The organism is Pseudomonas sp. PS01300, assembly GCF_029960155.1.
GTDB lineage: Bacteria > Pseudomonadota > Gammaproteobacteria > Pseudomonadales > Pseudomonadaceae > Aquipseudomonas > Aquipseudomonas palmensis.
In genome coordinates, this window is sequence record NZ_JASCPN010000007.1 from 1 (window position 1) to 14,754 (window position 14,754).

General features: G+C 64.8%; 16 protein-coding genes. 14 read left to right on the forward strand and 2 right to left on the reverse strand.

The window, feature by feature from the left end; translation table 11 throughout:
• The first annotated feature begins 88 nt into the window (after positions 1-88).
• The 9 genes from QMX96_RS05990 (at position 89) to QMX96_RS06030 (ending at position 7,392) form a co-directional block, all read left to right on the forward strand.
• Positions 89-430, forward strand: coding sequence for a (2Fe-2S) ferredoxin domain-containing protein (locus QMX96_RS05990; RefSeq protein ID WP_043864507.1), 342 nt, complete (start codon positions 89-91; stop codon positions 428-430).
• Entirely contained in the window at positions 427-1,353 is a 927-nt protein-coding gene (locus tag QMX96_RS05995; protein WP_054915294.1) for an ABC transporter substrate-binding protein, read from the forward strand. Before QMX96_RS05990 ends, QMX96_RS05995 begins: the two co-directional genes overlap by 4 nt.
• A gap of 133 nt (positions 1,354-1,486) precedes the next feature.
• Positions 1,487-2,404: an arginine deiminase-related protein gene (locus QMX96_RS06000; RefSeq protein ID WP_043864655.1), complete on the forward strand. Its 918-nt coding sequence runs from the start codon at positions 1,487-1,489 to the stop codon at positions 2,402-2,404.
• A 23-nt stretch (positions 2,405-2,427) separates the two neighbouring features.
• Complete coding sequence (locus QMX96_RS06005; protein ID WP_043864509.1) at positions 2,428-3,474, forward strand: ornithine cyclodeaminase; 1,047 nt, start codon at positions 2,428-2,430, stop codon at positions 3,472-3,474.
• Positions 3,475-3,749: 275 nt separating this feature from the next.
• Positions 3,750-4,529 carry an ABC transporter substrate-binding protein gene (locus tag QMX96_RS06010; protein ID WP_088515235.1) on the forward strand — a complete coding sequence of 260 codons (780 nt, stop codon included), beginning with the start codon at positions 3,750-3,752 and terminating at the stop codon, positions 4,527-4,529.
• A 74-nt stretch (positions 4,530-4,603) separates the two neighbouring features.
• Positions 4,604-5,329 (forward strand): ABC transporter permease, encoded by a 726-nt coding sequence (locus QMX96_RS06015; protein ID WP_282361382.1) that lies wholly within the window; start codon positions 4,604-4,606, stop codon positions 5,327-5,329.
• Entirely contained in the window at positions 5,326-6,039 is a 714-nt protein-coding gene (locus QMX96_RS06020; protein WP_043864512.1) for an ABC transporter permease, read from the forward strand. The genes QMX96_RS06015 and QMX96_RS06020 overlap by 4 nt, the downstream gene beginning before the upstream one ends.
• Before the next feature lie 3 nt (positions 6,040-6,042).
• The gene (locus QMX96_RS06025; protein ID WP_240619887.1) at positions 6,043-6,885 is read left to right on the forward strand and encodes an ATP-binding cassette domain-containing protein; all 843 of its coding nucleotides are present in this window, start codon (positions 6,043-6,045) and stop codon (positions 6,883-6,885) included.
• Positions 6,886-6,897: 12 nt separating this feature from the next.
• Complete coding sequence (locus QMX96_RS06030) at positions 6,898-7,392, forward strand: Lrp/AsnC family transcriptional regulator (protein ID WP_100633178.1); 495 nt, start codon at positions 6,898-6,900, stop codon at positions 7,390-7,392.
• Positions 7,393-7,441: 49 nt separating this feature from the next.
• Here the strand turns inward: QMX96_RS06030 and QMX96_RS06035 are convergent, their stop codons facing one another.
• Positions 7,442-9,139: a GGDEF domain-containing phosphodiesterase gene (locus QMX96_RS06035; protein ID WP_043864514.1), complete on the reverse strand. Its 1,698-nt coding sequence runs from the start codon at positions 9,137-9,139 to the stop codon at positions 7,442-7,444.
• 21 nt (positions 9,140-9,160) lie between these two features.
• The gene (locus QMX96_RS06040) at positions 9,161-10,726 is read right to left on the reverse strand and encodes a PAS domain-containing methyl-accepting chemotaxis protein (protein ID WP_043864515.1); all 1,566 of its coding nucleotides are present in this window, start codon (positions 10,724-10,726) and stop codon (positions 9,161-9,163) included.
• Positions 10,727-10,912: 186 nt separating this feature from the next.
• On the opposite strand from QMX96_RS06040, the gene QMX96_RS06045 reads away from it, so the two are divergent.
• The 5 genes from QMX96_RS06045 to QMX96_RS06065 all read left to right on the forward strand — a co-directional run bounded on the left by QMX96_RS06045 (position 10,913) and on the right by QMX96_RS06065 (position 14,746).
• On the forward strand, positions 10,913-11,227 hold the full coding sequence (locus QMX96_RS06045) for a helix-turn-helix transcriptional regulator (protein WP_043864657.1): 315 nt from the start codon (positions 10,913-10,915) through the stop codon (positions 11,225-11,227).
• A gap of 251 nt (positions 11,228-11,478) precedes the next feature.
• Positions 11,479-12,792 (forward strand): C4-dicarboxylate transporter DctA, encoded by a 1,314-nt coding sequence (locus QMX96_RS06050; protein ID WP_043864516.1) that lies wholly within the window; start codon positions 11,479-11,481, stop codon positions 12,790-12,792.
• Positions 12,793-12,828: 36 nt separating this feature from the next.
• Positions 12,829-13,533, forward strand: a complete 705-nt coding sequence (locus tag QMX96_RS06055) for a FadR/GntR family transcriptional regulator (protein ID WP_054915296.1) — start codon at positions 12,829-12,831, stop codon at positions 13,531-13,533.
• A 14-nt stretch (positions 13,534-13,547) separates the two neighbouring features.
• Positions 13,548-14,234: a GntR family transcriptional regulator gene (locus tag QMX96_RS06060; protein WP_043864518.1), complete on the forward strand. Its 687-nt coding sequence runs from the start codon at positions 13,548-13,550 to the stop codon at positions 14,232-14,234.
• Positions 14,235-14,380: 146 nt separating this feature from the next.
• The gene (locus tag QMX96_RS06065) at positions 14,381-14,746 is read left to right on the forward strand and encodes a hypothetical protein (protein ID WP_063612014.1); all 366 of its coding nucleotides are present in this window, start codon (positions 14,381-14,383) and stop codon (positions 14,744-14,746) included.
• The last annotated feature ends 8 nt before the right edge of the window (positions 14,747-14,754 follow it).

Below are 14,754 nucleotides of genomic sequence, written 5' to 3' on the forward strand. Positions count from 1 at the left end.
GGTCAATCCCGCTCCCACAGGTGACAGATGAGCCTGTGGGAGCGGGATTGACCCGCGAAAGCCGCACCACGGACTCAAGGACAAGCCCATGCCCATCCCCAGCAAACCCGAGTGGTCGCACATTCCCGCCCACGCCCGCCACGTGATGCTGTGCACCGGCCCGCGCTGCACCCAGCGCGGCGCGCAGCAGGTGTGGAAAGTGGTGCGCAACGAACTGCTCGCCGCCCAGCGCATGGAAACCGCCGACGGCGTGCTGCTGACCCGTACCCACTGCCAGTTCCCGTGCAACCTGGGCCCGGTCGCCACCGTCTACCCAGAGCGCTGCTGGTACCGCATCGCCAGCGCCGACGATGCCCGCCGCCTGGTGCGCGAGCACCTGGTCGCAGGTACCCCGGTCAGCGCACTGCTGCTCAATGGTGATACCCCATGACGCGCCTGCTCTGCCTGCTGTTGTGCCTGCTCGGCACCACGGCCCACGCCCAGACCTACCGTAACTGCGGCCAGGACTGGACCCTGCCGCACGCCCCGCCGCAGCGCATCCTGGCGCTCAACCAGCATGCCGCCGACCTGCTGCTGGCCCTGCAGGTCGGCCCGTCGCTGGTTGCGGTGAGCTACATCGATGACGACCCCGAGGCGCTGGCCTCCCGGCGCTACCGCGGCGTGCCCCTGCTGTCGCGGCTGTATCCCTCGCCGGAGGTGTTCTATGCCCAGCGCTACGACCTGGTGGTCGGCGGTTTCGCCAGCGCCTTTCGCGATGGCGTGGGCGCCCGTACCCACCTGACCCGCAATGGCATCGGCAGCTACCTGCTGGAGAACGCCTGCGACCCGCGCCCGGCCTCCGGCTTCGCGGCCATCGAAGACGACCTGCGCAGCCTGGGCAAGCTGCTGCAGCGCGAACCCCAGGCCGCTCGGCTGATCGCGCAGCAACGAGCAGACCTGGACCGCGCCCGCCAGCTCGCCGCGCAGCATTCCCCGCTTTCGGTGTTCTACCTGGACAGCGAGCACCAGGGCCTCGACAGCGAGGGCAGCCGCGGCTTCATCACCCAACTGATCCAGGTTGCCGGTGGGCGCAACCTGTTCGCCGACGTCGACCTGCACCGCGTGACCGTCGACCCCGAAACCCTGCTGCAACGCGACCCGGACGTGATCATCCTGGCCGACGCCGTCTGGTCGCCGGCCCGGCGCAAGCGCGAGTACCTGCACAACCACCCGGCCCTCTCGAAGTTGCGTGCGGTGCGCGAGGGCCGGCTGATCGACCTGCCCTTCACGCACCTGGTGGCAGGCGAACACAGCGCCCGTGCTGCCGTCGCGCTGGCCAACCAGTTGCGTGACATGGCCGAGCACCTGCCCTGAACCGGCACAGCCGATTACGCTGCAATACCCCGCTTTTCAGCTTTCCCCGCTGAGCGCCCCGCGCGCTTCAGCCGGGATTGCAGCGCCACTGCATCGACAATAGACGCACTGCCAACCCCGGATGCGTGCCTCGATGCAAACCACCAATACAGTCTTGATGATCCGCCCCGCGCGGTTCGCCTTCAACCCGGACACCGCACTCAACAACCGCTTCCAGCAGCCTGCACTGGACCCCGACCAGGCACAGCATAAAGCGCTGGAAGAGTTCGACGGCTATGTGGACACCCTGCGCCAGCATGGCGTCGAGGTGCTGGTGGTGCAGGACACGCCGGCCCCGCACACGCCTGACTCGATCTTCCCCAACAACTGGTGGAGCAGCCACGCCGACGGCAGCCTGGTGCTCTACCCGATGGAGGGCCACAACCGCCGCCTGGAACGCGACAAGGGCGTGCTGCAGGTGCTCGCCGACCGTTTCAGCATTCACAACACCATCGACCTGAGCCCGCTGGAGCAACAGAGCATGTTCCTGGAAGGCACCGGCAGCATGGTGCTCGACCGCGAACACCGCATCAGCTACGCCTGCCACTCCGGGCGCACCCACACCGAAGCACTGCGCCAGTTCGCCGACAGGCTCGACTACCGCCTGTGCCTGTTTCACGCCGTCGACCGGCACCGGGCGCCCATCTACCACTGCAACGTGATGATGAGCGTGGGCCGCGGGCTGTCGGTGGTGTGCCTCAAGGCACTGCCCGATGCCGACGAGCGCCGTACCCTGGAACACAGCCTGCGCGCCACCGGCAAGGACATCCTGGCCCTGGACTTCGACCAGCTCGAAGGCTTCGCCGGCAACATGCTCGAAGTGCACGACAAGCAAGGCCAGCCGCTGCTGGTGATGTCGCGCAGTGCCTGGCGCTCGCTGCACCCCGAGCAGCGCCGCCAGGTCGAGCGGCACACCCACCCGGTGGTGGTGAACATCGACAACATCGAACGCATCGGCGGCGGCAGCGCGCGCTGCATGCTCGCCGAAGTGCACCTGCCGGTGCGCAATTGACCGACCACAAGAAGGAGCTCCCCATGACCCGTTACATCGACGTCAACGACCTCAGCCAACTGGTCGCCCGCAAGGGCCTCACCACCTGCCTGGAAGAAATGGCCGAGTACATCCGCCAGGACTACCTGCGCTGGCACGACTTCGAAAAGTGCGCGCGCCTGGCCAACCACTCGCCAGACGGGGTGATCGAGCTGATGCCGGCCTCCGACGCCAACCTCTACGCCTTCAAGTACGTCAACGGCCACCCGAAGAACACCCAGCGCGGCATGCTCACCGTGATGGCGTTCGGTGCGCTGGGCGATGTCGACACCGGCGCGCCATTGCTGCTCAGCGAAATGACCCTGACCACCGCGATCCGCACCGCCGCCACCTCGGCCCTGGCCGCACGCTACCTGGCGCGTCCCGACAGCCGCAGCATGGCGCTGATCGGCAACGGCTCGCAGAGCGAATTCCAGGCCATCGCCTTCCACGCGCTGGTGGGCATCGAGGAAATCCGCCTGTACGACCTGGACCCACAAGCCACGGCCAAACTGGCCGCGAACCTTCGCGCCTTCCCGGCGATCAAGGTGGTACTGGCCAGCTCCGTGGCCGATGCGGTACGCGGCGCCGACATCGTCACCACGGTCACCGCCGACAAGGCCTACGCCACCATCCTGACCGCCGACATGATCGAGCCGGGCATGCACCTGAACGCGGTGGGTGGCGACTGCCCGGGCAAGACCGAGCTGCACCGCGACATCGTCGACGCCGCACGGGTGATCGTCGAGTACGAACCGCAGAGCCGCATCGAGGGCGAGATCCAGCAGATGCCAGCCGACTCGCCGATCACCGAGTTCTGGCAAGTGGTCAACGGCCAGGTGCTCGGCCGCGAGAACGACACCCAGGTCACCCTGTTCGACTCGGTGGGCTTTGCCATCGAAGACTACTCGGCCCTGCGCTATGTGCTGGATGTGGCCAAGGCCCTGGATATCGGCCATGAAATCGACCTGGTGCCGGCTCTGGAAAACCCCAAGGACCTGTTTGCACGGCTGCTGCCCAAGGTTCAGGCGGTGCACAAGAAACGCGCCTAGACCGGGCCTGCACGTCAATCCAGGCGGCCGTGCACCTTGCACGGCCGTACACAGCAAGCTGCCCCGAAGCCAAAACAGGAGGTCATGCAGCCGATTCGGCTGACACCGAATCGCCAACAGCAGAATCCGGCAGCCAGCGCCGGCCCAAACGACACAAAAAAAATGCTGCCTTCACGCATTCTGACGCCCAGACCGAAGAGTCACACACAGACCAAGGCTCAGGCCAACGAAGCGTTCACTGCCCTACATCAACTACAAGACACAGGGATACCTTTATGACCTCGCTGCGAAAGCTGCTCAGCGTGCTGCTCCTGCCCATGTGCGCGAGCACAGTCCAGGCCCAGGAATGGAAAGAAATCCGTTTCGGCGTGTTCCCCGAATACCCGCCCTTCGAATCCGTCGCCGCCGATGGCAGCCTGCAAGGTCTTGACATCGAGCTGGGCAATGCCATCTGTGAAAAGCTGCAGGTCAAGTGCACCTGGGTGCACAACGAATTCGACGGCATGATCCCGGCCCTGCGTGCACGCAAGTTCGACGCAATCATGTCGTCCATGGCGGTGACGCCGGCCCGTCAGAAGCAGATCGAGTTTTCCGATCGCCTGTTCCTCAGCCCCACCTCGGTGATCGTGCGCAAGGGCGCCGACTTCGGCGACACCCCCGAATCGCTCGAGGGCAAGACCGTTGGCGTGTTGCAAGGCTCGCTGCAAGAGGCCTACGCCCGCGCCAAGCTGGCGCCGCTGGGCGCCCGGGTCAAAGCCTACCAGGCCCAGAACCAGAACTATGCCGACCTCATGAACGGGCGCCTGGACGCCACCCTCACCGACAAGCTCGAAGCGCAGCTGAACTTCCTCAACACCCCCGAAGGCGCCGACTTCAAGAGCGGCCCGGCAATCAAGGACCCCACCCTGCCCCTGGACATCGCCATGGGCCTGCGCAAGAACGACGCCGAGCTCAAGGCGCTGATCGACAAGGGCATCGCCGCGGTGCTGGCCGATGGCACCTTCGCCAGGATCCAGCAGAAGTACGTCGGCGACCTCGATATCTACAACGAGTAATCGCCTGCAGAGCCCGGGCCTGCACGGCCCGGTGCGCTGTCGCACCCGCCTTTGGTCCTACCGAGAGTTTTCCCGTGAACGACTTCCTCATCTCCACCGGCTTGCAGGCCCTGAGCCTGCAGGGCTTCGGCCCGCTGTTGCTGCAAGGAACCTGGATGACCCTGCAACTGGCCTTTCTGTCACTGGGCCTGAGCCTGCTGCTGGGCCTGATCGGCGCCAGCGCCAAGCTGTCCTCGCTGCGCCTGCTGCGCATTCCCGCCACCCTCTACACCACGCTGATTCGCAGCGTGCCCGACCTGGTGCTGATCCTGCTGATCTTCTACACCCTGCAGCTGTGGCTCAACGACCTGACCGAGCTGCTTGGCTGGGATTACGTCGAGATCAACCCATTCATGGCCGGCGTGATCACCCTGGGCTTCATCTATGGCGCCTACTTCACCGAGAACTTTCGCGCAGCGATCCTAAGCGTGCCCCATGGCCAGCTGGAAGCGGCTACCGCCTACGGGCTGAGCCGCGTGCAGCGCTTCCAGCTGGTGCTGTTCCCGCAACTGATGCGCTTCGCGCTGCCGGGGCTGGGCAACAACTGGCTGGTGCTGCTCAAGTCCACCGCGTTGGTGTCGATCATCGGCCTCTCCGACCTGGTAAAGGCTGCGCAGAACGCCGGCAAGACCACCAATGAGCCGTTGTACTTTCTGCTGTTCGCGGGGCTGGTCTACCTGCTTATCACCACCCTTTCCAATCGCCTGTTCAAGGTGCTGGAACGGCGCTACAACACCGGCATCAAGGGGTTGGCATCATGATCGAACTGCTTCAGGAATACGGCCGGGCCTACCTGTACAGCGATGGCGCGGGCATGTCGGGGCTGGCGATGACGCTGTGGCTGTTCATCGTGACCATGGTGCTGGGTCTGGTGCTGTCGTTGCCACTGGCGCTGGCGCGGGTGTCGCGCAAGCGCTGGCTGCGCTGGCCGGTAGAGCTGTACACCTTCGTGTTTCGCGGCACCCCGCTGTATATCCAGTTGTTGATCTGCTACACCGGGCTGTACGGGCTGGAGGTGGTGCGTGACAACGCGCTGCTCGACCAGTTCTTGCGCAATGCGCTCAACTGCACGCTGCTGGCCTTTGTGCTCAACACCTGCGCCTACACCGTGGAGATCTTCGCCGGGGCCATTCGCAACATTCCCCATGGCGAGATCGAGGCCGCCCAGGCCTACGGCCTGCATGGCTGGCGCCTGAACCTGTTCGTGGTGCTGCCGGCAGCCCTGCGCCGTGCGCTGCCGGTGTACAGCAACGAGCTGATCCTGATGCTGCATGCCACCTCGCTGGCGTTCACCGCCACCGTCGCCGACGTCCTCAAAGTGGCCCGCGACGCCAACGCCGCGACCTTTCTGACGTTCCAGGCCTTCGGCATCGCGGCCATTCTGTACATGCTGCTGTCCTTCGCGCTGGTCGGGCTGTTTCGCCTGGCCGAACGCCGCTGGATGCGTTTCCTTGTTCCTGCCCGAGGCTGACCCATGACCCTTTGCGCACACCCCCTGCCGGCCCATGGCCAGGCCCTGTACGAAACCCCCACCGCCCCGCGCGTCGGCAGCGCCGCCATCAAACTGAGCGTGGATGCCCTGCACAAGAGCTATGGCGATCACCAGGTACTCAAGGGCGTCTCGCTGCAGGCGCGCAAGGGCGACGTGATCAGCCTGATCGGTGCCAGCGGCTCGGGCAAGAGCACCATGCTGCGGTGCATCAACTTTCTCGAACAGCCGGACTCGGGCGTGATCACCCTCGACGACCAGAGCATCGAGATGCACCAGGGCCGCGCCGGCACCCGGGCGCCGAACCCGGCCCAGTTGCAGAACCTGCGCACGCGCCTGGCCATGGTGTTCCAGCACTTCAACCTGTGGAGCCACATGACCGTGCTGGAGAACATCTGCCTGGCGCCGCGCCGCGTGCTTGGGGTGAGCCCGCGCGAGGCCGAGGCCCGCGCCCGCGCCTACCTGGACAAGGTCGGCTTGCCAGGGCGCGCGGCCGATCAGTACCCGGCATTCCTGTCTGGCGGGCAACAGCAGCGCGTGGCCATTGCGCGGGCGCTGGCGATGGAACCGGAGATCATCCTGTTCGACGAACCAACCTCGGCACTGGACCCGGAACTGGTTGGCGAAGTGCTCAAGGTGATACAGACGCTGGCCGAGGAAGGCCGTACCATGCTGATGGTTACCCACGAGATGGGCTTTGCCCGCCAGGTGTCGAGCCAGGTACTGTTCCTGCACCAGGGCCGGGTCGAGGAACAGGGCGGCCCGCAGATGCTCGACCAGCCGCAGAGCGAACGCCTGCAGCAATTTCTTTCCAACCGTTTGAAGTGAACCGACGCCACCATGGACACCAAGGCCAACCGCATGCATGACACGCCGCCTCTGGATCGGATCGACGAGGCGATCATCGACGTACTGCGCCACAACGGGCGCATCACCTACGAGAAGCTGTCTTCGCTGGTGCACCTGACGCCCAGGCCTTGCCTGGAGCGGGTGCGCAAGCTGGAGCGACGCGGGGTGATACGTGGTTATGGCGCGATCATCGATGTGCAGCGGGTGTCGCCAGGGTTGTCGCTGCTGGTGCTGGTGGCGTTGTCCAACCAGAGCGGGCGCTCGGCCCAGCGGGCCTTCGAGGCCTGCATGAAGGCCTGCCCGCAGGTATTCGAGTGCCAGCTCATCAGCGGGCATTTCGACTACAGCCTGCGCATGCGCTGCCGGGACATGGAGCATTACCGGGTGCTGAGCGAAACCTGGATGAACAACGACGAGCTGCACATCGACAAGCTGGTGGCGCACCCGGAACTGGCGGTGGTGAAGAACACGGCGCCGCAGTTGTAGCGCCGGCCCTGCAGCAGCCGGCCTTGCCGGCCAAGGGCCCGATGCGGCATTACGCCTGGCGCAACACCACCCACTCATGCGGCTGCACATACTCGCGCACCCATCCCACCACCTCCGCCGCCGGCATCGGCCGGGCGATGCCGTAGCCCTGCGCCACATCGCAGCCAAGCCCCATCAGCACCTCGCCATGCTCCACCGTCTCTACCCCCTCGGCGATCACCTGGCGCCCGAAGGCCCGTGCCAGGCCGATCACCGCGCGGGTCAGGGCCAGGTCATCCTGGTCATGCAGGATGTCGCGCACGAACGACTTGTCGATCTTGATCGCCTGGGTGGGCAGGCGCTTGAGATAGCTCAGCGACGAATAGCCGGTGCCAAAGTCATCCAGTGAAAACTGCACCCCCAACTGCTGACACGCCTCCAGGCATTCGCTGACCCGCTTGATGTTCTCGATTGCCACCGACTCGACGATCTCAAGGTCGAGCATGCGCGGCGCAACCCCGTCATGACGCGCAAGCAACAGGCGCAGGCGCTCGACGAAGTCAGACCGTTGAAAGTGGCGCGCCGCGATGTTCACGCTCACCGACCAGCGATACCCGGCGTCCTGCCAATGCTGCATCTGCGCCATCGCGCGGTCGATCACCCACTCGCCGATGTCCACGATCAGGTCGGTCTGCTCGATCAACGGCAGGAACTCCGCTGGCGGCACCAGCCCCTTGACCGGGTGCTGCCAGCGCAGCAAGGCCTCGAAGCCCAGCACCTCGCCACTGCGCATGTTCACCTTGGGCTGGTAGAACAGGCGCAGCTCGCCATTCTTCATGGCGCGGCGGACCCGCTCAACCGTCTGGTGCGTGGCCTTCACTTCCTGGTCCAGCGATACGTCGAACAGGTGGAAGCGGTTGCGTCCGCTCTGCTTGGCCACGTACATCGCCTGGTCGGCATGGCGCAGCAGGGTGTCGGCATCATCGTTGTCGGCCGGGTACAGGGTCACGCCGATACTGGCGCTGACACTGATCTGCTGGCCACGAATCGAATACGGCGCCGCCACCGCCGACAGCACCCGCCCCAGCACCGTGCGCAACTGCGCCTGGCCCTCGACATGGCGCAGAATCAGCACGAACTCGTCACCAGACAACCGCGCAACCGCATCGCCGCCACGCAGTATGCCCTTGAGCCGCGCCGCCACCTCGACCAGCAGCAGGTCGCCGCAGGCATGCCCATAGCCGTCGTTGACCGCCTTGAAGCCGTCCAGATCGAGCATGCACACCGCCAGCGGGAACTGCTCGGTGCGCGAGAATTCCAGGGCCTGGTTCAGCAGGTCCGAAAGGAATGCGCGGTTGGGCAGCCCGGTGAGCACGTCATGCCCCACGCGCCATTGCAGGGTGTGCACCAGCTGGCGTTTCTCGCTGACGTCGAAGCGGATCGACACATACTTGCGGACCTTGCCGGTGGCCGGGTCCAGCAGTGGCACCATGGTGCTGTCGACCCAGTATAGCGAGCCGTTCTTGGCGCGGTTGCAGATCTCGCCCTTCCAGACCTTGCCGGCTACCAGCGATGCCCACATGCTCTCGAAGAAGTCACTGCCGTGCAGGCCGGAATTGAGGATGCGGTGGTTGGCCCCCAGCAGCTCTTCACGGCTGTAGCCGGAGATACTGCAGAACTGCTGGTTGACGTAGGTGATGCGTCCGGCGAGGTCGGTTTCGGAAAAGATCGCGGCCGCGTCGACGGCCGCGCGGTAGTTGTCATCCATGCTCGTTCACTCGCCTGGCGGCTATCGGTTGAAGCGTTCAACCAAGGCACGCAGGCCGCTGGAAATATGCTCAAGCTCGCCACCACGGGTGGCGGCGGCATTGGCGTTGTCGGCAGTCTTCTGCACCGTGCCGGCTACCCGATTGATCTGCTGCGACACGTCCTCCGCCACGTAGGACTGCTCCTGCGAGGCGGCCGCCATCTGCTGGGTCATATCGGTGATGCGTGCCACCGCCTCGCGAATGCCTTGCAGTGCGCGCTGCGCCTCGACCACCTGCGCCACGCCCTGCTCGGCCTCCTGGATGCCCAGGTTGGCGATGCTCACCGCGTCATCGGCGCCGCTGCGCAGGGTCTCGATGATGCCCTGGATCTGCTGGGTCGACTGGCGGGTCTTGCCCGCCAGGGCGCGCACCTCATCGGCCACCACGGCAAATCCGCGGCCCTGCTCGCCAGCACGCGCCGCTTCGATGGCAGCGTTGAGCGCCAGCAGGTTGGTCTGGTCGGCAATCGCCTGGATCACGCTGGCAGCCAGCATGATGTCCTGGGTCTGCCCGGCCAGGTGGCCGACCGCCTGGTTGATCTGGGTGACGGTGCTGGCCAGCAGCTGGATCGCCTCGCGCGAGGTACCGGCCACCTGGCTGCCCTGTTCGGCCAGCTGGTTGGCGGTGCCGGCCTCGCTGGCGGTCTGCTGTACATGCACCGCCACTTCGGCGATGGATGCCGCCATCTCGGTCATCGCCGCCGCGGTCATGTCGGTTTCGGCGCGCTGGTCGAGCAGCGCCAGCTCGGTGGCATTGGACAGCCGGCTGGAATCGCTGGCGGCCACGGCCATCTGGTTGGCCAGGTCGCTCAGGCGCGTCAGCGCGGTTTTCAGGCGCGCCTCTTCACTGATCAACACCATCTGCAGTTGCGCGGTCGGGCCCAGCGCTTCGCTGTAGGCCAGCGCGCTGATCGGGTCGGAGAACGTGTTGGGGGTGCTGCGCACGATCTGGCGCACTTCATGGCGCAGGCGATTGTGCCCCCACAGGCCCACCGCCACGAACAGCGCCAGCGTGATGCCCTGCCCGCCCCAGCCCGGCAACAGCCGGTTGGCGCCCATGGCCAAAGCGGCTGCCAGCAACGGCAGCGCAAGCACGCGGCCCTGCAGGGCCAGGCGACGCCCGAAGGGCACGGGGGGCTTGCCTTCACGCAGACGGGCATACAGCGCTTCGGCGCGCTGCACCTGATCGCGAGTGGGCTTGACCCGTACCGATTCGTAGCCGACCAGGCGGCCGTCCTCGAGCACCGGTGTGACGTAGGCGCTGACCCAGTAGAAGTTGCCGTTCTTGCAGCGGTTCTTGACGATGCCCATCCAGCTCTGGCCGGCCTTGAGGTACTGCCACATCAGGGCAAATACGGCAGGCGGCATGTCCGGGTGGCGCACCAGGTTGTGCGTGCTGCCGATCAGTTCCGCCTGGCTGAAGCCACTCATGGCGGCGAATTCGGCATTGCAATAGGTGATGTTACTGTCGGTATCGGTGGCGGAAATCAGCCGCTGATGGTCCGGAAAGGTCTGTTCGACAGCCGTGACCGGCAGATTGAGACGCACGTTAAAACTCCCTGAAGCGCACGCTAAAGCCTTGTCCAGCGGCGCTGAAACCTGCAGCGTAAATGTCGGTCCAAGTGAACGATTCTACGAAATACATCACATTTTGCAAGGAAAGGTGATGAAACGTGGCGTTGTGCAATGCCAATATTTATCGTTAAGTTCTTGATTCTAAATGGGAATCGAGCGATGGAATTATCTAGTTTGGGTCCAGCCATCAGACGCTATCGCAAGGTAGCCGGGCTTACTCAGGCTGAACTTGGCGAAAAAACCGGTTTTGACCCCAAAACCATAAGCCGCTTTGAAACCGGCACCTACACCCCCAGTGTCGAAGCGCTGTTCACCTTTGCCGACGTGCTGGGCGTCAAGCTCAATGCCTTTTTCGCCGACCTGGAAGATGCGGACGAGCAACGTGCCTACTTGTTCGGTGTTATTCACAAAGCTCCACCCAAGGACCTGGGAAAGCTGATTGCAGCGGTAGACCTGGCCCTTTCCAAGCCTTGATCACTGCCCTCGCAAAAGCGTGACAGGCGCCTGCCACTGTTGCTTGAAGCGCTTTTGTCGTCGATAAGTACTGTAACTGGTCAGACCGGTAAAACCGATCTGATGCCCTGGATTCGCGAAATACTTGCAAACCCGCAAAAACCCCGCCTACACTGCGCCTGCACTGGACATACCGGTAAGACCACAATAATTAAGTCTGTCGCTCGGCGCTTGTTGCCAGAAGCACGGACACCGACCAGAGATCCCTCCCCATGCTCAAATGGTGCTCGCGTTCGATCTTCCTCCAAGTGGTGCTCGGCCTGATGCTCGGCATCGCCTGCGGCCTGAGCTTTCCTGAAGTTTCCCTGCAACTCAAACCCCTCGGTGACGGCTTCATCAAGCTGATCAAGATGCTCATCGGGCTGATTGTGTTCTGCGTGGTGGTCAGCGGCATTTCCGGTGCCGGCGACCTCAAGAAGGTTGGCCGCATCGGCCTCAAGTCGGTGATCTACTTCGAAGTGCTGACCACCATTGCGCTGGTGCTGGGGCTGGTACTGGCATTCACCTCAGGCATCGGTACCGGTGCCAACATCCACCTCGACCAGTTGTCGACCGCCGATGCCGGTGCGCTGGCCGAGCGTGGCCAGCATATCCAGGGCACGGCAGCGTTCCTCATGGGCCTGATACCCAATTCGGTGCTCGGCGCCTTCGCCGACAACAACATCCTCCAGGTGCTGCTGTTCTCGGTGCTGTTCGGCAGCGCCCTGAACCTGGTGGGCGAGGCCGCGTCGGGCATCACCCGGCTGATAAACGAACTGAGCCATGTGATCTTCCGCATCATGGGCATGATCGTGCGCCTGGCGCCGATCGGCGTGTTCGGCGCCATCGCCTTCACCACCAGCCAGTACGGCCTGGACTCGCTGCAACACCTGGGCGGCCTGGTGGCGCTGTTCTACGTGACCTGTGCAGGCTTCGTGCTGGTGATCCTGGGGACAGTGATGCGCGTCTCGGGCCTGAAGCTGTTCCCGTTCCTCAAGTACATGCGCGAAGAACTGGGCATCGTGCTGGGTACTGCTTCGTCCGATGCGGTCCTGCCGCAGATCATGCGCAAGCTCGAACACCTGGGCATCGGCAGCTCCACCGTCGGCCTGGTGATCCCCACGGGCTACTCCTTCAACCTGGACGGTTTCTCCATCTACCTCACCCTGGCCATCGTGTTCATCGCCAACGCCACCGGCACGCCGCTGGCCATGACCGACCTGCTGACCATCCTGCTGGTGTCGCTGATCACCTCCAAGGGCGCCCACGGCATTCCGGGGTCGGCGCTGGTGATTCTGGCAGCCACCCTCACGGCAGTACCGGCCATCCCGGTAGTGGGCCTGGTGCTGGTGCTGGCGGTGGACTGGTTCATGGGCATCGGCCGCGCGCTGACCAACCTGATCGGCAACTGCGTGGCCACTGTGGCCATCGCCCGCTGGGAAAAGGACATTGATCTGGAACGCGCCAACAACGTACTCAACGGCAAGCAGGGCTTCAGCTTCCAGACGCGCAAGCTGCCCACCCCTGCCCATCAACAGGAATTCTAGGCAACGACGTATGCATGTGTTTTCAGGGAGCAAACAGTGATTACCTCATCGACGGTAGTGAATGCGGTAGTGGAGAAACTGCGCCAGGCACTGGCCCGTGGCCAGTGGCGCTCGGGCGAGATGCTCCCGGGTCAGCGAGAACTGGCCGAGCAACTGGGCATCAGCCGACCAAGCCTGCGCGAGGCGGTCACGGTGCTGGAGACCCTCGGCCTGGTGCGTTCCATGCCAGGCAAGGGAGTGCTGGTGCTCGACCCCGGCACCCAGGAGCTGGTACAGGCCCCCGCGGCCGTGGCCGGAGCCAGCCTGGAGGACGTGCTGCAGCTGCGTTACACGCTGGAGCCGTTCATTGTCGGGCTGGTGGCGCAGTCGGTCAGCAGCAAGGAAATCGGCCAGTTGCGCCTGACCCTGATGGACATGCGCGAGGCCCTGGAGGCCAGCGACAGCGAAGCCGGGGTGCGCGCCTACCTGGCATTTCACGAAGAGCTGTTCGCACTGACCGCCAACCCGATTTTCCAGAGTGTGGTGCAGCAGACCAGCAATGCCCTCAAGCAGAGCGCCCAGGTGCTGCACAACTCGCCCGAGCACCTGGCCGCGCGCCTGGAAGAGAACGAGGCGGTGGTGCGCGCCATCCGCAACAAGGACAGCGCCCAGGCCAGTGCGCAGATGCGCCGGCATATTCTGCAGGAAGGCCTGCGCATGGGCATCGAATTGACCATTCCGGATGAACACCCGGGCAACTGACCAGGAGAGCGACCATGAACGCCTGCCCTGCTACCCCGTCCGCGATCGCCCTGCCCGCGCTGCTGGCGGCCGGCGAGCAGCGCCTGAGCGCTGACGAGATCTACCCGCGCCTGTTCGATGCGATCCTCGAACAGCGCCTGGCGCCAGGGACCGCGCTGACCGAGCAGGCGCTGGGCCAGGCCTTCGGCGTGAGCCGCACGGTGATCCGCCGCGTGCTGGGGCGCCTGTCCGACCAGCAGGTGGTGGTGCAACGCCCGGCGCACACCGCCCGGCTGGCCGCACCCGACCCGCAGCAGGCGCGCCAGGTGCTCAGTGCCCGGCGCCTGGCTGAAACCACGCTGATCGGGCTGGCGGCGCGGCGCACCAGTGCCCCACGCATCCGCCAGTTGCGCGAGCTGATTGCCCGCGAGCGCAAGCACCACGAGCAGGGCCATCGGTGCACGGCGATTCGTCTGGGGGGCGAGTTTCACCTGAAGCTGGCGGAGATGGCCGACAATGCCCCGTTGACACGGTTTCTCAACGGGCTGGTGCCCATGACGTCGCTGATCATTGCCCAGTACGAGACCCAGCCTTGCGAACACTGCGCCTGGCAGGAACATGCAGCCCTGGTGGACGCACTGGAGGACGGCGACAGCGAGGCGGCGCTGCAGTTGATGCACCAGCACCTGGACCGCATCGAGGCCAAGCTGAGCCTGGATTGAGAATGGCGGTGCGCCTTTCGCCGGCAAGGCCGGCTCCTGCAGGAGGTGTTGTGCAGGAGCCGACCTTGCCGGCGAAGGGTCTTGCTGCGCTTGACCTGCCAGCGACAAACCGCGCAGCATCGGGCATTCCCACAAGAGCCCGCCCCGTGACCCCAGAACAACGCCACAACGTCCGCGCCCTGCTCTCCGAGTCGTTCGTCGACAGCTGGGTGGACTACGCCTGGATCGCCCGCGAACTCGAACCCTTCGACCTGGCCGAGCTCAAGCGCATCTTCTACGAGGAAGTCGCGCCGGTCTGCTACTACAACATCGTGGCGCCGGTACCACCGGTATGGACCGGTTTCGAGCCGGTATCGCTCAACGAAGAAATCGAAGAGCTGCTGGAGGCGCGCCGACGCAACCCGTTGCGCCGGCATTGGGACCGCCTGTGGGCCGCCACCTGGATCCGCCTGTGGAGCCAGGAATGCTGGGACGCGATCCACCAGGCCTGCCTCGCCCAACGGCAGGCCTGATACCTCGG